Here is a 21,880-nt window from a genome sequence, read left to right on the forward strand (position 1 = left end):
TTCCGACGGCGACTGCCCGACAACACCACCCAGCGTAGACACCCGAACCCGATCGGGCCTCGGTGCTTCGCCGACTCTTGGCCTGCGGCAGGATGGATGCCACCTGGTACGGACGCGTCACGCGCGTCCGTTACTGAAGACAACCGCTGGAGACGCCCGGTGAGTTCCCCAGATCCACAGGTTCGCGCAGCGCGAAACCACTCAACCAGCCCGCCCTTGCGCGGACCCGTCGTCGCGGTCACCGGCGCCGCGTCCGGCGTGGGCGCGATGCTGACCGAGCGGCTTGCCGCCAGCGAGGAGATCAAGCAGGTCATCGCCATCGACGAGCGTCGCGGCGAGTGCGAGGGCGCCCAGTGGCAGATCCTCGACGTCCGGGACCCCGCGATCGCCGAGAAGCTGCGCGGCGCGGACGTCGTGGTGCATCTCGCGCTCGACCTCGACCTGGAGACGGACGCGGCGGCGCGCACGGCGTACAACGTCCGGGGGACGCAGACCGTGCTGACGGCCGCCGCTGCGGCCGGGGTGCACCGGGTCGTGCTGTGCACGTCCGCGATGGTCTACGGGGCGCTGCCCGACAACGAACTGCCCCTCTCCGAAGACGCCGAACTGCGGGCGACCGCCGAGGCCACTGGGGTCGGGGACCTGCTGGAGATCGAGCGGCTCGCCCGGCGGGCGCCGCGCGCGCATCCAGGGCTCAATGTCACCGTCGTACGGCCTGGGGTCCTGGTCGGTGGTGGTACCGACACCGCGCTGACCAGGTACTTCGAGTCTCCTCGACTCCTTGTGGTGGCGGGGTCACGGCCTGCCTGGCAGTTCTGCCACGTCGAGGATCTGTGCAGTGCTCTGGAGTACGCAGTCCTGGAGAAGGTGGAGGGGGAGCTGGCCGTCGGGTGCGACGGGTGGCTGGAGCAGGAGGAGGTCGAGGAGCTCAGTGGGATTCGGCGGATGGAGTTGCCGTCCGCCGTCGCGCTGGGGGCTGCCGCGAGACTTCACCGGATCGGGCTCACTCCTTCGCCCGCCGGGGATCTGGCGTACACGATGTATCCCTGGGTGGTGAGTGGGAGCCGGATGCATGACGCCGGGTGGCGGCCGCAGTGGACCAACGAGGAGGTTCTCGCGGAGCTGCTGGAGGAGGTTGCCGGGCGGCACACCGTGGCCGGGCGGCGGCTGGGGCGGAAGGACGCGACGGCGGCGGGGGCCGCGGGGGCGACGGTCGCTCTTCTGGGTACGGCCGCGTTGGTTCGGCGGGCTCGGAAGGCTCGGCGACGGATCTGAGTCCGGGGGTGTGCGGGTGCGCCGTGGCTGGGGGCCGGTGTTTCGCCCCCGCCGCCCCTACCCGTCCCATCCCCGGCGGGGCTGCGCCCCTGCGCCCTGGCGGGGCTGAGCTCCTGAACCCTGGCGGGGCTGCGCCCCTGCGCCCTGGCGGGGCTGAGCTCCTGAACCCTGGCGGGGCTGAGCTCCTGGACTCCGGCGGAGGTGCGCCTCTGGACCCTGGCGGGCTGCGCCCCTGCGCCCCTGCGCCCCTGCGCCCCGGCGGGCGGCGGCCCTGAACCTCCGGCGGGGCCGTGCTCCTGAACCCCGGCAGGGCTGCGCTCCTGAACCCCGGCAGGGCTGCGCCCCTGAACCCCGGGCAGGGCTGCGCCCCTGCGCCCCGGCGGGCTGCGGCCCTGAACCTCCGGCGGGGCCGTGCTCCTGAACCTCCGGCGGGGCCGTGCTCCTGAACCCGCGGCAGGGCTGCGCCCCTGAACCCCCCGCAGGGCTCCGCCCCTGCGTCTCGGCGGGTCCGTGCCCCCGCTCCCCGCGGGGCTCCGCCCACCCCCGGTAGCGGACGGACTGAACCGCGGGGCTCCTCCCGCTCCAGGGAAGCGGACTGAACGGCCTCGTCCTCAAGCGCTGGACGGGCTGGGGTGTGGGCTTGGTCTCTGTAGGAGGCTCCAAAAGGTCACGCGCGTGTGCGGGGTGAAAGGTGTATTTCGTGGGTGCTGTGGGGTGCGGCACGATGGGGCTATGGCACCTACCTTTGAGCATCCCGGTGAGTTGGGCGCGCAGGATCCGATTCGGCTGTTGGCGATTCGGGACGAGCCGCTCTCCTTGGACGAGGTCTTCCGGGCCGTCGGAGACGACGCCGCCGGGGGGACCGCGCTCTTCGTGGGGACCGTGCGCAATCACGACGGGGGTGCCGACGTCGAGGGGCTCGGATATTCGTGTCATCCCAGCGCGGAAGCCGAGATGCGGCGGATCGCCGAGAAGGTGGTCGCCGAGTATCCGGTGCGGGCGCTGGCCGCCGTGCACCGGGTCGGTGACCTGGCCGTCGGCGATCTCGCGGTGATCGTCGCCGTGTCGTGTCCGCACCGCGGTGAGGCCTTCGAGGCGTGTCGCAAGCTGATCGACGACCTCAAGCACGAGGTGCCCATCTGGAAGCACCAGAAGTTCTCCGACGGCACGGAGGAGTGGGTCGGAGCCTGTTGAGGGAATCGGCCGGACGTGTGAGTCCGGCCTCACCGAGTTCTCACCCTTGCTCCGGTTGCGTAACCGACCCCCTGGTATGAGCGTTAACAAGGCAGATGGTTAATCTGCTGATCAGTCAGTTGCGGTCGCTTGTGGGGTTGGGAGGTCGGCATGGCGTCGCTCGCCTGGTTGCTGATTCCGCTTTTGGCCGCGATCGGTGCCGGACTGTGGGGCAGTTGGGCCAGCCGGAACCGCAAGACGGCGGGAGACGGCGTCGAGCTCGAGGGGTACGCGCGCTTCCGCGCGGCCATGGAGCGCTCCGAGGCAGTCATGGTGCGGCCCGGTGGCGGGGAGAAGCCGCAATCCGACGCGGTCTGAGGCCGGGGCTCCGCCAGCGCCGCCCGGGTCCCGTACGGACGGCCCCGACAGTGCGCTGACAGCACCGTCCCGTACTGTCGTGGCATGCCACGCCGCACCGCGACGATGCTCGCCTCCACCCTGATCCTGATCGCGCTCCTGTGCGCGGGAGTGTTCATCAAAGTGCCGTACTCGGAGATGTCACCGGGGCCGACGGTGAACACGCTGGGCGAGCACGACGGCGAGCCGGTGCTGCAGATCTCCGGACGCAAGACGTACCCGGCCACCGGGCACCTGAACATGACCACGGTCCGGGTCACCAGCGCCGACTACAACATGAACCTTGTAGAGGCCGTTTACGGGTGGCTCGCGCATGACAACAAGGTCGTGCCGCACGACACGCTCTACCCGGACGGCAAGACCGAGCAGCAGTCGACGCAGGAGAACGCCGAGGAGTTCAGCCAGTCCCAGGAGAGCGCCAAGGTGGCCGCTCTGAAGGAGCTGGGCATCCCGGTGAAGTCCTGGGTGATCGTGTCGACCGTCGTCAAGGGCTCCCCGGCCGAGGGGCGGCTGCACGCCGGTGACGTGATCAAGAGCGTCGACGGTACGGCCGTCAAGGCGCCCGGCGACGTCGCCAAGCTGGTCACCAAGCACAAGCCCGGCGAGAAGGTCGTCTTCACGGTGGTGCCCGCCAAGGAGCAGGCCGCCGCCGAGAAGGCGGGCAGGACGGCCACCGTGACCACGGACGTGACCATCACCACGGCGAAGTCCAGCGACAGCGGCGCGTCCCGCGCCATCGTCGGCATCTCGGCCGGGACCGATCACACGTTCCCGTTCAGCATCGACATCAAGCTCGCCGACGTCGGCGGTCCGAGCGCCGGGCTGATGTTCGCGCTGGGCATCGTGGACAAGCTGACCCCGGGCGACCTCACCGGCGGCAAGTTCGTGGCCGGCACCGGCACCATCGACGACAGCGGAACCGTCGGCCCGATCGGCGGCATCGAGCTGAAGACGATCGGAGCGCGCGAGAAGGGCGCCCAGTACTTCCTGACGCCCAAGGACAACTGCGCGTCCGCCGCCAAGGACACCCCCGACGGGCTCACCCTCGTCAAGGTCAACACCATCGACGACGCCATGAACGCCCTGAAGGACATCAGCTCCGGCAAGACCGCCGACCTGCCGAAGTGCACCACCAAGGGCTGAGGGACCGACCGGCGGCGGCACACGGGGGTCGTACGGCGTGATGGGGGCGCCCCCGGAAGTCCGGGGGCGCCCCCATCCACGTACACCAGGACGTCAGTCCGCGAACGTCGCAGACAGCGCCTCCGCCAGACCCGGCACCAGGCCCGCGCCCGTGAGGACCTCGGTCGGCGCGTCCTTCTCGCGCAGACGCAGTGCCGAGTCGCGGGTGCCGTCGCGCAGGACGCCGACCGTCATCCGGACCTCCTGGCGGTCCGGATGCTCGGCCACCCACTTCGCGAGTTTCTTGTCGCTCAGGCCCTCCGGGACGGAGGCCTCCGCGGACGGCGGCAGCATCAGCCGCTCCACGGTGAGCGCGCAGCCGACCACGGCGTCGGGCCAGGCGATGGTGCCGAGGAACTCGTCCAGCGGCTTGTCGGCAGGGATCTCGTCCTGCTCGATGGGGGTGAGACCGGTGGTCTCGGGCTCGTCCTGCAGGCCGAGCTGGGCCGCGAGGCCGGGTTCCTGGGTCCGCAGTCGCGCGGTGTCTACGAGGGCGAAGAGGCGAGCGGGCTGGTCCCAGCCGAGGCCGGAGGCGTACTCGTCGATCTCGAGTACGGCCCGGGTGAGCGGGCTCGCTGCCATGGGAGTGTTGGACATGGTCACAATCCTGCCTCGTTCGTACCCGGATCCGGGAACCGAGTAAAGCGTGAGTAAGTTGCATAGATGAGGCTCCACGATCACGGAGCCTGACGGATGGTCCGCTTCACGGGGGACCTGACGGATCAACAGCGAACTTCGAGGTGCGCACCTTGGCTTTCCAGATGCCGGACCGCGGCGGAGGCCCGACGGGGCCACGGATCAGAGTGGGCCGACCGTCCCGGCATGTCCGGACCCTGCTCATGACACTGGGCGTGCTGGCCGTGCTGGCCATGGCGTTCGTCATGTTCGCGGGGTTCTGGACGGACTGGCTCTGGTACCGGTCGGTTCACTACTCGTCCGTCTTCACGACCACCCTGTGGACCAAGATCGGGCTCTTCTTCGTGTTCGGCCTGATCATGGCGGCCTCGGTCGGCGTGAACATCTGGCTGGCACACCGGCTGCGACCGCCGCTGAGCGCGATGTCGATGGAGCAGCAGAGCCTCGACCGGTACCGGATGGGGATCGCGCCCTACAAGAGGTGGCTGCTGCTCGGCATCACCTCCCTGGTGGGGCTGATCGCCGGCGCGTCGGCGTCGGGCCAGTGGCGCACGTGGCTGATGTGGGTGAACGGGGTCCCCTTCCACCAGAAGGACCCCCAGTTCCACCTCGACGTCTCCTTCTATGCCTTCGATCTCCCCTGGTACCGCTTTCTGCTCGGCTTCGGTTTCGCCGCCGCCGTGCTCTCGCTGATCGCCGCCGCGCTCACGCACTACCTCTACGGAGGGCTCAGGATCACCTCCCCGGGCGCGCGCGCCACGGCCGCGGCGACCGGGCACCTGTCGGTGCTGCTGGGCATCTTCGTCGCCCTGAAGGCGGTCGCCTACTGGCTCGACCGCTATGGACTCGCCGTGAAGTCCAGCGATTTCAAGGCGACCGGCAACTGGACGGGCCTCAGGTACGTCGACGCCAACGCGTATCTGCCCGCCAAGACAATCCTGTTCTGCATCGCCGTCATCTGCGCGCTGCTGTTCTTCGCCACCCTGTGGCGGCGCACCTGGCAGCTGCCCGTCATCGGCTTCGGCCTGATGGTCCTTTCGGCGATCCTGATCGGCGGTCTCTACCCGGCGATCGTGCAGAAATTCCAGGTTCAGCCGAACGAGCAGGCCAAGGAAGCGCCGTACGTCGAGAAGAACCTGAAGGCGACCCGCGAGGCCTACGGCATCGACGGTACCCAGGTCTCGGAGTACGCGGGCAAGAGCGACACCAAGGACAAGACCAAGCAACGCGACGACGCCGACACCACGGCGAGCATCCGTCTGCTGGACCCGAACATCGTCTCGCCGACGTTCCAGCAGTTGCAGCAGATGAAGAACTACTACGCGTTCCCGACCAACCTGGACGTCGACCGGTACAGCAAGGACGGCAAGGACCAGGACACGGTCATCGGACTGCGCGAGCTGAACCTGAACGGCATTCCGAAGAACAACTGGATCAACGACCACTTCCGCTACACGCACGGATACGGCGTGGTGGCCGCCAAGGGCACCACGGCGACCTCCGGTGGCCGGCCCGTCTTCACCGAGTCCGACCTGCCGTCCAAGGGCGACCTGGGGACGTACGAGCAGCGGGTCTACTACGGCGAGAAGACCACGCAGTACTCGATCGTCGGCGGTCCCCAGAAGGAGATCGACTACTCCGACGACAGCGGTGAGAAGACCACCAGCTACAAGGGCGAGAGCGGGGTCAGCCTCTCCAGCCCGGTCAACCGTGCCGCGTACGCCGTGGCGTTCGGCGAGCCGCAGATCCTCTACTCGGGCGCGATCGGCGAGGGTTCCCGGATCCTCTACAACCGCACCCCGAAGGACCGCGTCGAGGCGGTGGCCCCCTGGCTGACCATCGACGGCGACGCCTACCCGGCCGTGGTCGACGGCAAGATCCAGTGGATCGTCGACGCCTACACCACGACCAACGGCTACCCGTACGCCTCCCGCACCACCCTCGGTGACACGACGGCGGACTCACTCACCGCGACCAACAACCAGCGCGCGGTGGTGGCCCAGCAGAACCAGGTCAACTACATCCGCAACTCGGTGAAGGCGACCGTCGACGCGTACACCGGCGAGGTCAAGCTCTACCAGTGGGACACCAAGGACCCGGTCCTCAAGACCTGGATGAAGGCGTTCCCGAACACGGTGAAGCCGAAGACGTCCATCTCGCAGTCGCTCATGGACCATCTGCGGTACCCGCAGGACCTGTTCAAGGTCCAGCGCGAGCTGCTCACCCGCTACCACGTGAAGGACGCGCAGACGTTCCTCAGCGGCAGCGAGGTGTGGCAGGTCCCGGACGACCCGACCAACAAGTCGGGCAACGCGGTGCCGCCGTACTACCTGAGCATGCAGATGCCCGACCAGAAGGCGCAGACGTTCTCTCTGACGACGACGTTCACTCCGAACGGCCGGGACAACCTGAGCGCCTTCATGTCGGTCGACTCCGAGGCGGGCACCAGTGACTACGGCAAGATCAGAATCCTGAAACTGCCGACCAGCGAACCCGTCGACGGTCCCAAACAGGTCCAGAGCCAGTTCAACTCCCAACAGGACATCGCCGAGTCGATCAGACTTCTGAAGGGTGGGGACTCGGAAGTCGAGTACGGCAATCTGCTGACGGTTCCGCTCGACGGAGGACTGCTCTACGTGGAGCCCGTCTACGTACGCGGTGGCGACCTCAAGTACCCCTTGTTGCGCAAGGTGTTGGTGACCTACGGAGGCAACACCGCCTTCGAGGACACGCTCGACCAGGCGCTCAACAAGATCTTCGGGACGGAGAGTACGCCCAGTCCACCGACGGACACGGGGACCACGCCACCGCCGACGTCGAGCAACCCGACGGTCCAGCAGGCGCTCACCGACGCCCAGAAGGCCTTCGACCAGGGCCAGGACGCCCTCAAGAAGGGCGACTGGACGGCGTACGGGCAGGCGCAGAAGGATCTTCAGGACGCGCTGAAGCGGGCCGAGGACGCTCAGACCAAGGCCGACAAGAGCGCCACTGGTGGCAGCGGCGGCAGCAAGAGCAACGACAAGGGCAGCAGTCCGAGCAGTAGTCCGAGCCCGAGCGGCAGCAGCAGTCCGAGCCCCAGCGCCAGCAGTAGTCCCAGCGGCGGTACGGGCTAGGGCCGGCCCGTCGGCCGCCCGTCCGGCAGTCCGACGGCTTGTCCGGTTCTTGGATCAGCCGCTGGTCAGAGGCCACCTCCGCGCCGTGGTACGGTTGCAACACAACGGCGCGGGGTGGAGCAGCTCGGTAGCTCGCTGGGCTCATAACCCAGAGGTCGCAGGTTCAAATCCTGTCCCCGCTACTGAAAAGCGAAGGCCCGGATCCTCACAGGATCCGGGCCTTCGCTGTGTGCGCACACGTGTACTGCACCCGTATGGCGACCTGAGCAGGACGCGTGCGCGGGTACGTGCGGCGACCATGGGCGACGCGCCGAAGGCTGCGCCATCCGTGGGGAGTTGGGAAAACTGTGTTTGACTTGTCTCTCTGTGGGCATGTCGACAAAACGCTGAAGTGACCTCACTGACTGCGGTATACCAGGTGTACCCAGGTTGCAGGTGGTGCGACGATGGACGTTATGGGGGACAAGGCAACTCTGTTGGAGACAGGGCGTTTTGTGCAGCCTTCAGACCGGGACGAAACCGGCGAGGCTGCCGAGGAAGCACGTCAGCGGCTCGCCGCCGAGGCCGGCGACGTCGAGGCGATGAGTGTCCTCGGAGCGATGCTGCTGCGCCGCGGTGATCTCGACGGAGCCGAGCCGCAGTTGCGCGCTGCCACCGCCGCCGGTGACCGCGCCGCGGCCAACAACCTTGGTGTCCTCCTGCACCAGCGCGGGTACGCCGACGAGGCCGCCGGGTGGTGGCGGATCGCCGCTGTCGCCGGGTCCGCGGCCGCCGCGCACGCGCTCGGGCGCTATCACCGGGAGCGGGGAGACGAGCCTGCCGCCGAGTACTGGCTGCGCCAGTCCGCAGAGCAGGGCCATGCCCTCGGGGCGTACGCGCTCGCCGATCTGCTGGAGCACCGCAGTGACGTCAGCGCGGAGCAGTGGATGCGGGCGGCTGCCGAGCGGGGGCACCGCGAGGCCGCGTACCGGCTCGCGCGCACGCTCGACCGCAAGGCCGCGGACGCGAGCGAGGGCAGGGGCGACAACGGTGTCATCGGGGTCATAGGAGCCGCCGGTGAAGAGGCCGAGCAGTGGTACCGGCAGGCCGCCGCGCGGGGGCACCGGCGGGCCGCGCTGCACCTCGGGGCGATCCTGGAGAAGCGGGGGCACCTCAAGGAGGCGGGGCGCTGGTATCTGACGTCCGCCAAGGACGGAGAGGCGCGGGCCGCCTGCGCGCTCGGGTTCCTGCTGCGGGACGCGGGGGACACGGAGAGCGCGGCCGTGTGGTGGCTGCGGGCCGCCCAGGACGGGGACGGGAACGCCGCGAACGCACTGGGGGCGCTGCACGCCGAGCGCGGCGAGACGCAGACCGCGGAGCGGTGGTACCGGGCCGCCATGGACGCCGGTGATGTCAACGGCGCGTACAACCTCGGGCTGCTCTGCGCCGAGCAGGGGCGGACCGCGCAGGCCGAGCAGTGGTATCGGCGGGCCGCGTACGCGGGGCACCGTGAGGCCGCGAACGCGCTGGCGATCCTGTTGCTTCAGGTCGGTGACTCGGCAGGGGCCGAGCCGTGGTTCTCCAAGGCCGCGGAGGCCGGGAGTGTGGACGCCGCGTTCAACCTCGGGATCCTGCATGCCGGGCGGGGGAGCGAGGACGACGAGGAGGCGGCGCTGCGGTGGTACGAGCGGGCGGCTTCCGCCGGGCACACCGAGGCGGCGCTGCAGGTCGGTATCGCGCGGCTGCGGGACGGGGACGAGCTGGAGGCGGAGCGGCATCTGAGGTGTGCGGCGGGGGGCGGTAGCGCGGAGGCCGCGTATCGGCTGGCCGCCGTGCTCGACGCCCGGCGGCCGCCGGCGCCCGCGCATGAGCTCGGGGAGCCGGCGCAGGAGAAGAGCGAGTGCGAGGAGTGGTACGAGCGGGCTGCCTCCCTCGGGCATCGGCGGGCGCAGGTGCGGGTCGGGATGCTCGCCGCGGCTCGGGGTGATGTGGTGGAGGCGGCTCGGTGGTACCGGTCGGCCGCGGAGGCCGGGTCTCGGAACGGGGCCTTCAATCTGGGGCTGCTGTTGGCTCGGGAGGGGAGTGAGCCGGAGGCCGCGTTGTGGTGGACCCGGGCGGCGGATGCGGGGCATGGGCGGGCGGCGCTTCGGCTTGCGCTCGTGTATGCGCGACGGGGGGAGCTGGCGGAGGGGCAGCGGTGGGCTGATCGGGCGGTTGCGCTGGGGCCTGCGGAGGTGGCTGAGCGGGCGGCTCGGTTGCGGGATGCGTTGCGGCAGGAGTTGTCCGCGTGAGTGTGTGGCGGTGGGTGGGGGCTGGCCTTGGCTTGTTCTCGCCCCCGCCGCCCCTACCCGACCCATCCCTGGGGCTGCGCCCCTGACCCCCACCGGGCTGGCCCTGTCCTGCGGGGTTGCGCCCCTGCGCCCCACCGGGCTGGCCCTGTCCTGCGGGGTTGCGCCCCTGCGCCCCATCGGGCTGGCCCTGTCCTGCGGGGTTGCGCCCCTGCGCCCCATCGGGCTGGCCCTGGCCTCGTGCGGCGCTGCGCCCATGCACCCGCTGGGGCTGCGCCCCAGGACCCCGCTGGAGCCCCGCCTCCCCCGCATCCGTCAGGGCCTGCGCTCCCGAAGCCCGGAGGGCCTCCAACCTGAAACCCGGAGGGCTCCTGCCCTGAACCCCGGAGACCCTCTCCTCGAACCCCGTAGACCTCCCCGAACCCCGTGGGGCTTCGCCCCGAACCCCGGAGACCCTCTCCTCGAACCCCGTGGGGCTTCTCGTCGTAGTCCGGGGGGCGACCGTGGACCCCTTCGCTCGAAGGGGGCGTGTTCAAGCTCTGTGGGGGGCGTCTACGGGATTTGCGCTGGTCCACCTGGTTGACGTAATGTTCAGTTCATCGACGCGGGGTGGAGCAGCTCGGTAGCTCGCTGGGCTCATAACCCAGAGGTCGCAGGTTCAAATCCTGTCCCCGCTACTTGAAGGCGAAGGACCCAGATCATTCAGATCTGGGTCCTTCGGCGTTTTCGGGGATGTAGGGGCAGGGGAAAGCCCCGGCGTCCGTGGAGGCCGGGGCTTCGGGGGAGTCAGGCCGATGCGCAGGTGGGGCACAGGCCCCGGTAAGTCACCTCTACGTCCGAGACCGTGAAGCCGAAGCGCTCCGAGTCGGGGAGGTCGGCGAGCGGGTTGCCGCTCGGGTGGACGTCGCGGATCGAGCCGCACTGGGCGCAGACCAGGTGGTGGTGCGGACGGTGCGCGTTCGGGTCGTAGCGCTTGGCGCGCTTGTCCGTCGCGACTTCCAGCACCTCGCCGAGCGAGACCAGCTCACCCAGCGTGTTGTAGACGGTCGCCCGGGAGATCTCGGGCAGCTTGGCGACGGCTCGGGCATGCACCTCGTCGGCCGTCAGATGAACGTGATCGCCGTCGAGGACCTCGGCCACGACACGCCGCTGCGCGGTCATTCGCCATCCGCGTCCGCGCAGTCGTTCCAACAGGTCACTCATACAGGCCAGCTTAACAGCAAGGTGACCAGATTCTGAATAGGTGTGAATTTGGACGAGTGATTGACTTAGATATTGTCTAATGTAGGATCGGTTCGGCATTGGCCATTGGGTGGGACCGGGCAGGACTGGTCCGGAATGACGCAGGAGGCGCACGTGACGCAGGGACCGCTTACGACGGAGGCCGGCGCGCCGGTGGCCGACAACCAGAACAGCGAGAGCGCGGGCGTCGGTGGGCCGGTGCTCGTTCAGGACCAGCTGCTTCTCGAGAAGCTCGCCCACTTCAACCGTGAGCGCATCCCGGAGCGTGTCGTGCACGCCCGTGGCGCCGCCGCCTACGGCACCTTCACGGTCACCGCGGATGTCACCCGGTACACCCGCGCCACGTTCCTCTCCGAGGTCGGCAAGCGGACCGAGACCTTTCTGCGGTTCTCGACGGTGGCCGGCAACCTCGGCTCCGCGGACGCGGTCCGTGACCCCCGCGGCTTCGCGCTGAAGTTCTACACCGAAGAGGGCAACTACGACCTCGTCGGCAACAACACCCCGGTGTTCTTCATCAAGGACGCCATCAAGTTCCCCGACTTCATCCACACGCAGAAGCGCGACCCGTACACCGGTTCGCAGGAGGCCGACAATGTGTGGGATTTCTGGGGCCTCAGCCCCGAGAGCACGCATCAGGTGACCTGGCTCTTCGGTGACCGGGGGATCCCGGCCTCCTACCGGCATCTCAACGGGTACGGCTCGCACACGTACCAGTGGAACAACGAGGCCGGCGAGGTCTTCTGGGTGAAGTACCACTTCAAGACCGACCAGGGCATCAAGAACCTCACCCAGGCACAGGCCGACAAGCTCGCCGGTGAGGACCCCGACTCCCACCAGCGCGACCTGCGCGAGGCCATCGAGCGCGGTGAGTTCCCGTCCTGGACCGTGCAGGTGCAGATCATGCCGGCGGCCGACGCGGCGACCTACCGGTTCAACCCGTTCGACCTCACCAAGGTGTGGCCGCACGAGGACTACCCGCCGATCGAGATCGGCAGGCTGGAGCTCAACCGCAACCCGGAGAACATCTTCGCCGAGGTCGAGCAGTCCATCTTCTCGCCGGCGCACTTCGTGCCGGGCATCGGGCCTTCACCCGACAAGATGCTTCAGGGGCGGCTCTTCGCCTATGGCGACGCGCACCGCTACCGCGTCGGCATCAACGCCGACCACCTGCCGGTGAACCGCCCGCACGCCGCCGAGGCGCGCACGAACTCCCGTGACGGCTTCCTGTACGACGGCCGTCACAGGGGCGCGAAGAACTACGAGCCGAACAGCTTCGGCGGTCCGTTCCAGACGGACCGGCCGCTGTGGCAGCCGATCGCGGTGACCGGCCACACCGGTGAGACCGAGGCGCCGTCCCACTCCGAGGACGACGACTTCGTGCAGGCGGGGAATCTGTACCGCCTGATGTCGGAGGACGAGCAGGGGCGTCTGATCGCGAACCTGGCGGGTTTCATCGCCAAGGTCTCCCGTGACGACATCGCCGAGCGCGCGATCGACAACTTCCGTCAGGCTGACGAAGACTTCGGCAAGCGGCTGGAGGCCGCGGTCCAGGCCCTGCGCGGCTGACAACCAGCACTGGATCGCTTGTCGTGGGCGGTGGGCCGGATCCTCCTGAGTGATGAGGGGGTCCGGCCCGTCGGCATGTGCGGGCCCGGCGGCTTCCGGGCGTCTACGCGGGTACCCGCTGCCGCTTCGGTGCCCAGCAGCGGATGATGTCGCGGACCGAGACGATGCCGACCGGGCCGTTGTCGTCGAGCACGATCAGGTGTCGGAAGCCGCCGTGTGCCATCGCCGCCGCGGCCTCCTCCAGGGTCCAGACGGGGGCGGCGAAGACGACGTCGGTCGTGGTGTGGGTGCCCGCGGTCTCGGTGTCCGGGTTCTGTCCGAGGGCGATCGAGTTGAGGATGTCGCGTTCGGTGAGGATGCCGAGGCCGGAGGAGTCCTCGTCGTGGACGACGGCCGCGCCTACGCGGCGGGAGGACATCAGGCAGGCCGCCTGACGGAGAGTGTGTGCCGGGCCGATGGTCAGGACCACCGTGCTCATGGCGTCGCGGACGAGCATGGGCTGGAGCCACCTCCTTGGTGAAGCGCCAAGAGAAGCGATTCACAAGTTCACAAGTGGGGGGACTCTCAGAGTCGCAGTTAAAGGGAGGGTCAACAAGAGGGCGTGCGGTGAGTTTCGGGGGCGCCCATGAGTCACAAGGGCGCGCCACCGGCTCTTCAGTACCGCTGGTTCGGATCCCGGCAGCTCGTCGGCTCAGTACCGCTGGGTTCAGTACCGCTGGTTCAGATAACCCAGCAGCTCGTCGTGGAGGATGCCGTTCGACGCGGCCGCGTTGCCGCTGTGCGGGCCCGGGCGGCCGTCGAGGCCCGTGAAGGATCCGCCCGCCTCGGTCACCACGATCGCGTTCGCCGCCATGTCCCACAGCGACAGCTCGGGCTCCGCGCAGATGTCCACCGAACCCTCCGCGACCATCATGTACGGCCAGAAGTCGCCGTACCCGCGCGTGCGCCAGACCGCCTTCGTCAGGTCAAGGAAGCCGTCGAGGCGGCCCTGGTCCTCCCAGCCTGACAGCGAGGAGTACGCGAAGGACGCGTCGGCCATCCGCGAGACCTGGGAGACCTTCAGGCGCGTGGCCGAGGACAGGCTGCGGCCGGTGAACGCGCCGTGCCCCTTCGCCGCCCACCAGCGGCGGCCCAGCGCGGGCGCGGAGACCACCCCGACCACCGGTTGGTAGCCGCCCTCGCCCGCTTCCATCAGGGAGATCAGCGTGGCCCAGACGGGCACCCCGCGGACGTAGTTCTTGGTGCCGTCGATCGGGTCGATCACCCAGCGGCGCGGGCCGGTGCCCTCGATGCCGTACTCCTCGCCGAGGATCGCGTCGCGCGGCCGTGCCCGCTGGAGGTGGCCGCGGATCAGCTCCTCGGCGGCCTTGTCCGCCTCGCTCACCGGCGTCATGTCCGGCTTGGTCTCGACCTTGAGGTCGAGCGCCTTGAACCGGTCCATCGTCGCCGCGTCGGCGGCGTCCGCCAGGACATGGGCCAGGCGCAGGTCATCGCGATAGTCGGGCATGACTGCACCGTATATGGCCCACTCGGGCCACAGCCATACGGCCCGGGGGATCATCGGGCACGGTCGTGGGGCTCGGGGCGCCTCGGGGCGCGGGCCGCACGGCCTGGCTGATCACCTCGGCGCGCGGGGGTCGGCGTACGCCCCTCGACGCCGCCGCGAACCCTTGACAGTGCCCCTGTGCGCGTCAAATCTGAGCTGCAGTGCCGCCCGCTCGCCCCCAGGGAGGCGAAAGATGCCTGCAGCGCGGGAATCCCTTCTGGATGCCGCCTATACGGCGCTCGCACACCGCCCGTGGTCCACGGTGCGGATGGTCGACGTCGCCGCCGTGGCCGGTGTGTCCCGCCAGACGCTGTACAACGAGTTCGGAAGCAAGGAAGGGCTCGCACGCGCCCTCGTACGGCGGGAGGCCGACGGCTATCTCGCCGGGGTCGAGCGCGCGCTGGCCGCCCACGCGGACGCGCGCGAGCGGCTGGTCGCGACCGCCGAGTGGACCACGTCGGCGGCCCGGGCCAACGCGCTCGTACGGGCCATGCTGACCGGGTGCTGGAGTGAGCGGCTGCCGTCGCCGACGCTCTCGGCGGTGCCATCGTCGTCCGCGGTGCCCGCGCAGCGGAGGGCGGACGGGCCGTTGCCCTCGCCTGCGGACTTCGTGGCGCTCGTACGGGACCGGGCCGTCGCGGCATTGTCCGGGCCCGGGGCGATGAGGGGGGACGTGGGGGAGTTGGCCGGGGCGTGTGAGTTGGTGGTGCGGCTGTCGTTGTCGTGTGTGGCGGCTCCGCCGGGGGAGGGGGAAGTGACGGAGCTGGTGCGCAGTGCGTTGCCTCGGCAGTTGAGGTGACGCCTTCCGGGGTGCCTCGGCGCCGGGCGGGCGGGTGCGACGTCGTTACGGCTGGCCGCGCAGTTCCCCGCGCTCCCGAGAAGACTTCCCCGCACCCCTGACGGGGCGCCTCAGTGAGCGGAGCCCGAGAGCTGCAGGCCGATGACGCCGATGATGACGAAGCTGATGGAGACGATCTTGAGGGTCGACACCAGGTCGCCGAGGAAGATCATTCCGTAGATGGCGGTGCCCGCCGCGCCGATGCCGGTCCACACCGCGTACGCCGGGCCGACGTCGAGCTTCCGCAGGGAGAGGGTCAGCAGACCGAAGCTGCCGAGCGCGAAGACGCAGAAGGCGACCGTCGGCCACAGTCTCGTGAAGCCGTGCGAGAGTTTCAGACAGACGGCGAAGCCGGTTTCGAGCAGTCCCGCCACAACGACCAGCAGCCACGCCATGTTTCGTCCTCCCGTGTCCGCACGTCGACTGCTTCGTCTGGCCTGGGTCCGGCTTGGTGCGATTATGCATTTGCCGACCGGCTAAGCACTTACCGACGGGCCGCCCACGCAAACAACGCGGAGGTCACAAGGGGGCTCAGGGGACTCAGTCACCCTCCGTGCGCTCGCGCGTCGCCAGCAGCCGGCGCAGGGAGTAGAGCCGCTGAGGGTCCGCGTGGCCGTCCGCCACCCACTGGTCCAGCGCGCAGTCCGGTTCGTCGTGGCTGCACGCGCGCGGACAGCCTTCGGTACCGGGTTCGAGGTCGGGGAAGGCGTGGATGACCCGGGACGGGTCGACGTGGTGCAGGCCGAAGGAGCGGACGCCCGGAGTGTCGATGACCCAGCCCTCACTGCCCGGCAGCGGGATCGCGCGCGCCGAGGTCGTGGTGTGCCGGCCGCGGCCCGTGACGGCGTTCACGTGGCCGGTGCTGCGCCGCCGCTCCTGCGAGACCAGCGCGTTCACCAGGGTCGTCTTGCCGACGCCGGAGTGCCCGACGAACGCCGTGATCTTGCCGTCCAGCTGCTTGCGCACCCGGTCCACCGCCGCGCCGCTCTCCAGCTCCTCACGGCTCGTCACGACGTAGGGGACGCCCAACGCCCCGTACAGCGCGAGGAGATCGTCGGGCGACGCGAGGTCCGACTTGGTCAGCACCAGCAGAGGCTCCAGGCCGGCGTCGTACGCCGCGACCAGGCAGCGGTCGATCAGGCGCGGGCGCGGCTCGGGGTCGGCGAGGGCGGTGACGATGGCGAGCTGATCGGCGTTGGCGACGACCACGCGCTCGTAGGGATCGTCGTCGTCGGCCGTGCGGCGCAGTACGGAGCTGCGCGGCTCGATGCGGACGATGCGGGCAAGGGTGTCCTTCTCGCCGGACAGATCGCCGACGATCGCGACACGGTCACCGACGACGGCGGCCTTGCGGCCCAGCTCGCGGGCCTTCATCGCCGTCACGAGGCGGTCCTCGACGAGGCAGGTCAGGCGGCCCCGGTCGACGGTGACGACCATGCCCTCGACCGCCTCCTCGTGCTTGGGGCGGATGTTCGTACGCGGACGGTTGCCCTTGCGGTTGGGGCGCTGGCGGATGTCGTCCTCGTCGGTGTGCTTGCCGTAGCGGCGCATGATCCCGGTCCGCCCGTCAGTTCCCGAGCATTCCGGTCCACAGATCGGGGAAGTCCGGCAGGGTCTTCGCCGTCGTCGCCACGTTCTCGATCTGCACCCCCTCCACCACCAGCCCGATGATCGCGCCGGCGGTCGCCATGCGGTGGTCGTCGTAGGTGTGGAAGATTCCGCCGTGCAGTCGGCGCGGGCGGATGTGCAGGCCGTCTGCGGTCTCGGTGACGTCACCGCCGAGTTCGTTGATCTCCTTGGTGAGCGCGGCCAGCCGGTCCGTCTCGTGCAGGCGCAGATGGGCCACGCCCCGCAGGGTGGACGGGGAGTCGGCGAGGGCCGCGACCGCCGCGATGCCCGGGGTCAGTTCGCCGACCTCGCTCAGGTCCACGTCGATGCCGCGGATCGCACCCGAACCGGTGAACTCCAGACCGCTGTCGGTCAGTTCGCAGGAACCGCCCATCTCGGTGAAGATCTCCCGCAGCCGGTCACCGGGCTGGGTGGTGTGCGCGGGCCAGTCGGGGACGACGACCGTGCCGCCGGTCACCAGGGCCGCCGCCAGGAACGGCTGGGCGTTCGACAGGTCCGGCTCGATGATCAGGTCGCGGCCGAGCAGCGCGCCGGGCGTGACCCGCCAGACGTTGGGCTCGCCGCCCGACTCCGGGGTGTCCACCTGCGCGCCGACCGCGCGCAGCATGTCGACCGTCATCCGGATGTGCGGCATCGAGGGCAGCGTCGAGCCGGTGTGCCGGACCTCGACGCCCTGGTTGAAGCGATGGCCGGACAGGAGGAGGGCGCTCACGAACTGGGACGACGAGGACGCGTCGATCTCCACCGGGCCGCCGTCCAGAGCGCCGCCGCCGTGCACGGTCAGCGGCAGCGCGCCGCGGCCGTCGTCGTCGATGCGGGCGCCGAGCAGGCGCAGCGCGTCGATCACCCCGTTCAACGGGCGCTCGTACGACCGCGGGTCGCCGTCGAAGCGGATGGGGCCGTCCGCGAGGGCGGCGACCGGGGGCAGGAAGCGCATCACGGTGCCGGCGTTGCCGACGTCGACCGTGGCCGGGCCCTGAAGACCCGAGGGGATGACCCGCCAGGCCTCGCCGGAGGCGTCCGGGCCCGCGGCGACCGTGGAGCTGGACGCCACCGTCTCCTCGATGCCGACGCCCATCGCGCGCAGCGCGCCCGCCATCAGCAGCGTGTCGCGGGAGCGCAGCGGGCGGCGCAGCCAGCCCGGCTCCGAGGCGAGCGCGGCGAGGACCAGGGCGCGGTTGGTGACCGACTTGGACCCCGGCACGTGGACCGTCGCGTCGACGGCTCCGCTCGCGTGCGGGGCGGGCCAGAGGGCGGTGTGGGCGGGGTTCGCGGTCATGCGCCCACTTTAGTGGGTGGGGGTGGGGGTAGATCTTGATCAAAAGTGACGGAATGTGAGCGATAGTTGCAGGGGTACCTCAATGCCCTGGCACTCAACGCCCCAGCAGCCAGCGGCCGCCGCCCAGCAGGGAGCACAGGGACACCGCGTGGAACAGGAACAGCCACAGCCCCGCCGGGACGTGGGTGAGGCGGGAGAGCTGGTCGGCGTCGGAGTCGCCGGCGCCGCCCCGGCTGCGCTTGGCCTGGAGCTCGAAGGCCGGACGGACGCCGCCGAGCAGCAGGAACCACACCACGGCGTACGCGAACGCCGCCTGCACCTGGGGTCCGGCGAGCCAGGACACCACCAGGAACGTGCCGCCGGTGAGGACCACCGTGAGTGCCCCGTAGGCGTTGCGGATCATCGCCAGCATCGCGACGAGCAGGGCCGTGGCCAGCCACAGGAGCAGAGTGATGCGGCCCACGCCCAGCAGCGCGGCGCCGCCGAGGCCGAGCAGCGGGGGAGCCGCGTAGCCGGCCGCCGCGGTGAGGATCATGCCGAGGCCGGTGGGCTTGCCGCGGCTGACGGTGAGGCCGCTGGTGTCGGAGTGCAGCCGGATACCACTGAGGCTCCGCCCGGTCAGCAGCGCCACCAGCCCGTGGCCGCCCTCGTGCGCGATGGTGATGGCGTTGCGGGAGACACGCCAGACGCCGTGCGGGACGATCACCGCCAGGGCGGCGACCATGGTGGCTATCACCACCCACAGATCGGGGTCCGGCTGGGTGCCGGAGACCTGGTCCCAGAGCGAGGCCAGCGAGGTGGATGCGGTGCTGTCCATTGTCTGCGGTGGCTCCCTCTGGTGTCGCGGAATCTGGCAGTGTGGCACGTATGTGCGGACGGTATGCAGCGAGTCGTAGGCCCGAGGATCTCGCAGGAATCTTTGAGGTCGAGAAGTGGGAGCCCGAGGAGACCTTGGACCCCGACTACAACGTGGCTCCGACCAAGGAGGTCTATGCCGTCCTCGACCGCCCACTTAAGGACGCGCAGAGCCCGAAGCCGGTTCGCCAGCTGCGCAGACTCAAGTGGGGGCTCGTCCCGTCCTGGGCCAAGACGCCCGAGGGCGGCGCCCGGATGATCAACGCCCGCGCGGAGACCGTGCACGAGAAGCCCTCGTACCGCCGTGCCTTCGCCGCCCGGCGCTGCGTCATCCCCGCCGACGGCTACTACGAGTGGGTCACCGGGTCCGCCGAGCGCGATCTCGAGGTCGAGGGCAAGAAGAAGCGGCCGCGCAAGCAGCCGTACTTCGTGCTCCCCGCGGACGGCTCGGTCTTCGCGATGGCCGGGCTGTACGAGTTCTGGCGCGACAGGACGCTCCCCGACGACCACCCCCGGGCCTGGTGGGTGACCTGCTCGGTGATCACGACCGAGGCGGAGACCTCGCCGCTCGCGGTGGCGCCCGCCGAGGGGCCGTACGCTCTCGCCGACATCCACCCGCGGATGCCCCTGATGCTCACCCCGGACCGCTGGGACACCTGGCTCGACCCGGCCCGTACGGATGTCGACGGCCTGCGCGAGCTGCTCGCGCCGCCGCCTGCCGGGCTGATGCGCGCCTATCCCGTCTCCACGGCCGTCAGCAACGTCCGCAACAACGGGCCGGAGCTGCTGAAGGAGCTGGAGGGCCCCGAAGAGGGCACACTTTTCTGACGTGACGGAGCTCATGGGGGTCCGATGTGACGGACCTTCTGCAAGCCTGGCGTGACGGAGCTCATGGGGGTCCGATGTGACGGACCTCCTGCAAGCCTGACGTGACGGAGCTCATGGGAGTCCGATGTGACGGACCTCCTGCAAGCCTGACGTGACGGAGATCATGGACGCGATCGAGACGATCGAGACGGACGCCGGTACCGCCCGCGTCACCTGGCACAGGGCCGGGAAGCCACGCCTCGTGCTCGCCGTGAGTCACGGCGCGGGTGGCGGAATCGAGGCGCGCGATCTCCAGGCGCTGGCCGCGGTGCTGCCCGGGCACGGCGTGAGCGTCGCGCTCGTCGAGCAGCCCTGGCGGGTGGCCGGGAAGAAGGTGGCGCCCGCGCCGAAGACCCTGGACGTGGGATGGCGGGGCCTGTGGCCCACGGTCGCGAAGTCCGGACTGCCGGTGGTCGCGGGCGGGCGCAGCGCCGGAGCCCGCGTCGCCTGCCGTACGGCGACGGAACTCGGCGCCACCGCCGTCCTCGCCCTCAGTTTCCCGCTGCACCCACCCGGCAAGCCCGAGAAGTCCCGCGCCGACGAACTCCTCGGCGCCGGGGTGCCCACCCTCGTGGTCCAGGGAGGCAACGATCCGTTCGGCAAGCCGGCGGAGTTCCCGCAGGGCTCGTATGAGCTGATCGAGGTGCCGTACGGCGATCATGGCTTCGCCGAGCCGAAACGGGCACCGATCGACCAGGATGCGGCCCTGGAGATCATCACCGACGGCGTCGTGAGGTGGATCGCGTCACTCGGGTGACGCACGGGAATGTCGGGCGGCGGACCACTGTTGTGCCGAGCAGACAGCACGGAGCGTGCTGAACCGTTCGAACGAGAGGAAGTCCGCCGCATGGGTTCGACCATCTGCCCGAACCGCAGCAGTAGGCCTGAGCTGGACTGGACGGTGCTGCACGCGGCGAAGACCGCCCCCGTTCGAGCGGCGGCGGGTGTGGATGTTCGTCTATCCTCCGATTCGAGTGGGACCGGTTTCGGTCCTGCCACGTCGCTGGAGGAGGTGGGTCCGGTCACTGGGACCGACGCAGGGACCGATCACGGCCAGGCGGAGCAGCCCGAGGGCCAGGGCACGAGCACGGAATCGTCCGCCGAGCGCACCGCGCGCTTCGAGCGGGACGCGCTCGAATTCCTCGACCAGATGTACTCGGCCGCCCTGCGCATGACGCGCAACCCGGCCGACGCCGAGGACCTGGTGCAGGAGACGTACGCGAAGGCGTACGCGTCCTTCCATCAGTTCCGCGAGGGCACCAACCTCAAGGCTTGGCTGTATCGCATTCTCACCAACACCTTCATCAACTCGTACCGCAAGAAGCAGCGCGAACCCCAGCGCAGTGCGGCCGAGGAGATCGAGGACTGGCAGCTCGCGCGTGCCGAGTCGCACATGTCGACCGGTCTGCGCTCCGCGGAGTCGCAGGCGCTCGACCACCTGCCCGACTCGGACGTCAAGGCTGCGCTGCAGGCGATCCCCGAGGAATTCCGCATCGCGGTCTATCTCGCTGATGTAGAGGGCTTTGCGTACAAGGAGATCGCGGACATCATGGGGACACCCATCGGTACGGTGATGTCCCGGCTGCACCGGGGCCGTCGCCAACTGCGCGGCATGCTCGAGGACTACGCCCGTGACCGCGGGCTGGTCCCAGCCGGTGCCGGAGAGTCGAACGAAGCGAAAGGCTCGGGCTCATGAGCTGCGGAGAGCCGCACGAGACGGATTGCAGTGAGGTACTCGATCACCTGTACGAGTTCCTCGATCATGAGATGCCGGACTCGGACTGCACCAAGTTCGAGGTGCACTTCGAGGAGTGCTCCCCGTGTCTCGAGAAGTACGGACTCGAGCAGGCCGTGAAGAAGCTGGTCAAGCGGTGCTGCGGCCAGGACGACGTGCCGACCGATCTGCGCGCCAAGGTCATGGGCCGCATCGACCTGATCCGGTCCGGTCAGACCGTGCCCGAGCACGACGTCACCGCGACACCCCAGGAGTCCTGA

Annotated in this window: 20 protein-coding genes and 2 tRNA genes; 14 read left to right on the plus strand and 8 right to left on the minus strand. The window is 69.6% G+C overall.

The features are described 5' to 3' along the window. Positions 1-159: 159 nt before the first annotated feature. From ABZ656_RS23505 to ABZ656_RS23520, 4 genes are all read left to right on the plus strand, one after another. The gene (locus tag ABZ656_RS23505) at positions 160-1,275 is read left to right on the plus strand and encodes an SDR family oxidoreductase (protein WP_079065022.1); all 1,116 of its coding nucleotides are present in this window, start codon (positions 160-162) and stop codon (positions 1,273-1,275) included. Positions 1,276-2,007: 732 nt separating this feature from the next. After that, positions 2,008-2,469: a molybdenum cofactor biosynthesis protein MoaE gene (locus tag ABZ656_RS23510; protein ID WP_101400548.1), complete on the plus strand. Its 462-nt coding sequence runs from the start codon at positions 2,008-2,010 to the stop codon at positions 2,467-2,469. A 150-nt stretch (positions 2,470-2,619) separates the two neighbouring features. Beyond that, entirely contained in the window at positions 2,620-2,826 is a 207-nt protein-coding gene (locus ABZ656_RS23515) for a hypothetical protein (RefSeq protein ID WP_101400549.1), read from the plus strand. 84 nt (positions 2,827-2,910) lie between these two features. Further along, positions 2,911-4,008: a PDZ domain-containing protein gene (locus ABZ656_RS23520; RefSeq protein WP_101400550.1), complete on the plus strand. Its 1,098-nt coding sequence runs from the start codon at positions 2,911-2,913 to the stop codon at positions 4,006-4,008. Positions 4,009-4,101: 93 nt separating this feature from the next. Here ABZ656_RS23520 and ABZ656_RS23525 read toward each other — a convergent pair whose 3' ends face one another. Beyond that, positions 4,102-4,644, minus strand: a complete 543-nt coding sequence (locus tag ABZ656_RS23525) for a PPA1309 family protein (RefSeq protein WP_101400551.1) — start codon at positions 4,642-4,644, stop codon at positions 4,102-4,104. A 164-nt stretch (positions 4,645-4,808) separates the two neighbouring features. On the opposite strand from ABZ656_RS23525, the gene ABZ656_RS23530 reads away from it, so the two are divergent. The 4 genes from ABZ656_RS23530 (at position 4,809) to ABZ656_RS23545 (ending at position 10,740) form a co-directional block, all read left to right on the plus strand. Then, a complete protein-coding gene (locus tag ABZ656_RS23530) occupies positions 4,809-7,796 on the plus strand; it encodes a UPF0182 family protein (protein ID WP_101403730.1) in 2,988 nt (995 codons plus the stop codon). Between the two features lie 108 nt (positions 7,797-7,904). Next, positions 7,905-7,978 (plus strand) — tRNA-Met (locus tag ABZ656_RS23535). A 264-nt stretch (positions 7,979-8,242) separates the two neighbouring features. Further along, positions 8,243-10,066: an SEL1-like repeat protein gene (locus ABZ656_RS23540; RefSeq protein WP_101400552.1), complete on the plus strand. Its 1,824-nt coding sequence runs from the start codon at positions 8,243-8,245 to the stop codon at positions 10,064-10,066. 600 nt (positions 10,067-10,666) lie between these two features. Further along, positions 10,667-10,740, plus strand: a tRNA-Met gene (locus ABZ656_RS23545). Positions 10,741-10,849: 109 nt separating this feature from the next. Here ABZ656_RS23545 and ABZ656_RS23550 read toward each other — a convergent pair. Continuing rightward, entirely contained in the window at positions 10,850-11,266 is a 417-nt protein-coding gene (locus tag ABZ656_RS23550) for a Fur family transcriptional regulator (protein WP_054228161.1), read from the minus strand. Positions 11,267-11,401: 135 nt separating this feature from the next. Here ABZ656_RS23550 and ABZ656_RS23555 point away from each other — a divergent pair, with 135 nt between their 5' ends. Next, a complete protein-coding gene (locus tag ABZ656_RS23555; protein ID WP_360270267.1) occupies positions 11,402-12,871 on the plus strand; it encodes a catalase in 1,470 nt (489 codons plus the stop codon). A gap of 103 nt (positions 12,872-12,974) precedes the next feature. On the opposite strand, the gene ABZ656_RS23560 is transcribed toward ABZ656_RS23555, so the two are convergent. Beyond that, a complete protein-coding gene (locus ABZ656_RS23560) occupies positions 12,975-13,367 on the minus strand; it encodes a CBS domain-containing protein (protein ID WP_067368643.1) in 393 nt (130 codons plus the stop codon). A gap of 210 nt (positions 13,368-13,577) precedes the next feature. Continuing rightward, positions 13,578-14,378, minus strand: coding sequence for a histidinol-phosphatase (gene hisN, locus ABZ656_RS23565; RefSeq protein WP_067369310.1), 801 nt, complete (start codon positions 14,376-14,378; stop codon positions 13,578-13,580). A 232-nt stretch (positions 14,379-14,610) separates the two neighbouring features. Here hisN and ABZ656_RS23570 point away from each other — a divergent pair, with 232 nt between their 5' ends. Continuing rightward, complete coding sequence (locus tag ABZ656_RS23570; protein ID WP_101400554.1) at positions 14,611-15,216, plus strand: TetR/AcrR family transcriptional regulator; 606 nt, start codon at positions 14,611-14,613, stop codon at positions 15,214-15,216. 110 nt (positions 15,217-15,326) lie between these two features. On the opposite strand, the gene ABZ656_RS23575 is transcribed toward ABZ656_RS23570, so the two are convergent. From ABZ656_RS23575 to ABZ656_RS23590, 4 genes are all read right to left on the minus strand, one after another. Continuing rightward, positions 15,327-15,650, minus strand: coding sequence for a multidrug efflux SMR transporter (locus tag ABZ656_RS23575; RefSeq protein ID WP_101400555.1), 324 nt, complete (start codon positions 15,648-15,650; stop codon positions 15,327-15,329). 145 nt (positions 15,651-15,795) lie between these two features. After that, a complete protein-coding gene (gene rsgA, locus ABZ656_RS23580) occupies positions 15,796-16,806 on the minus strand; it encodes a ribosome small subunit-dependent GTPase A (RefSeq protein WP_101400556.1) in 1,011 nt (336 codons plus the stop codon). A 16-nt stretch (positions 16,807-16,822) separates the two neighbouring features. Then, a complete protein-coding gene (gene aroA, locus ABZ656_RS23585; RefSeq protein ID WP_101400557.1) occupies positions 16,823-18,163 on the minus strand; it encodes a 3-phosphoshikimate 1-carboxyvinyltransferase in 1,341 nt (446 codons plus the stop codon). Between the two features lie 94 nt (positions 18,164-18,257). Next, positions 18,258-18,980, minus strand: coding sequence for a M50 family metallopeptidase (locus ABZ656_RS23590; protein WP_360270270.1), 723 nt, complete (start codon positions 18,978-18,980; stop codon positions 18,258-18,260). Positions 18,981-19,030: 50 nt separating this feature from the next. On the opposite strand from ABZ656_RS23590, the gene ABZ656_RS23595 reads away from it, so the two are divergent. The 4 genes from ABZ656_RS23595 (at position 19,031) to rsrA (ending at position 21,880) form a co-directional block, all read left to right on the plus strand. Then, entirely contained in the window at positions 19,031-19,846 is an 816-nt protein-coding gene (locus ABZ656_RS23595; protein WP_101400559.1) for an SOS response-associated peptidase, read from the plus strand. Positions 19,847-20,009: 163 nt separating this feature from the next. Beyond that, entirely contained in the window at positions 20,010-20,642 is a 633-nt protein-coding gene (locus ABZ656_RS23600; RefSeq protein ID WP_180362361.1) for an alpha/beta family hydrolase, read from the plus strand. Between the two features lie 255 nt (positions 20,643-20,897). Then, the gene (gene sigR / locus ABZ656_RS23605; RefSeq protein ID WP_054228152.1) at positions 20,898-21,581 is read left to right on the plus strand and encodes an RNA polymerase sigma factor SigR; all 684 of its coding nucleotides are present in this window, start codon (positions 20,898-20,900) and stop codon (positions 21,579-21,581) included. Beyond that, positions 21,578-21,880 (plus strand): mycothiol system anti-sigma-R factor, encoded by a 303-nt coding sequence (gene rsrA, locus ABZ656_RS23610; RefSeq protein WP_054228151.1) that lies wholly within the window; start codon positions 21,578-21,580, stop codon positions 21,878-21,880. The genes sigR and rsrA overlap by 4 nt, the downstream gene beginning before the upstream one ends.

The sequence above is a fragment of the Streptomyces sp. NPDC007095 genome (genome assembly GCF_040634475.1).
Classification (GTDB): domain Bacteria; phylum Actinomycetota; class Actinomycetes; order Streptomycetales; family Streptomycetaceae; genus Streptomyces.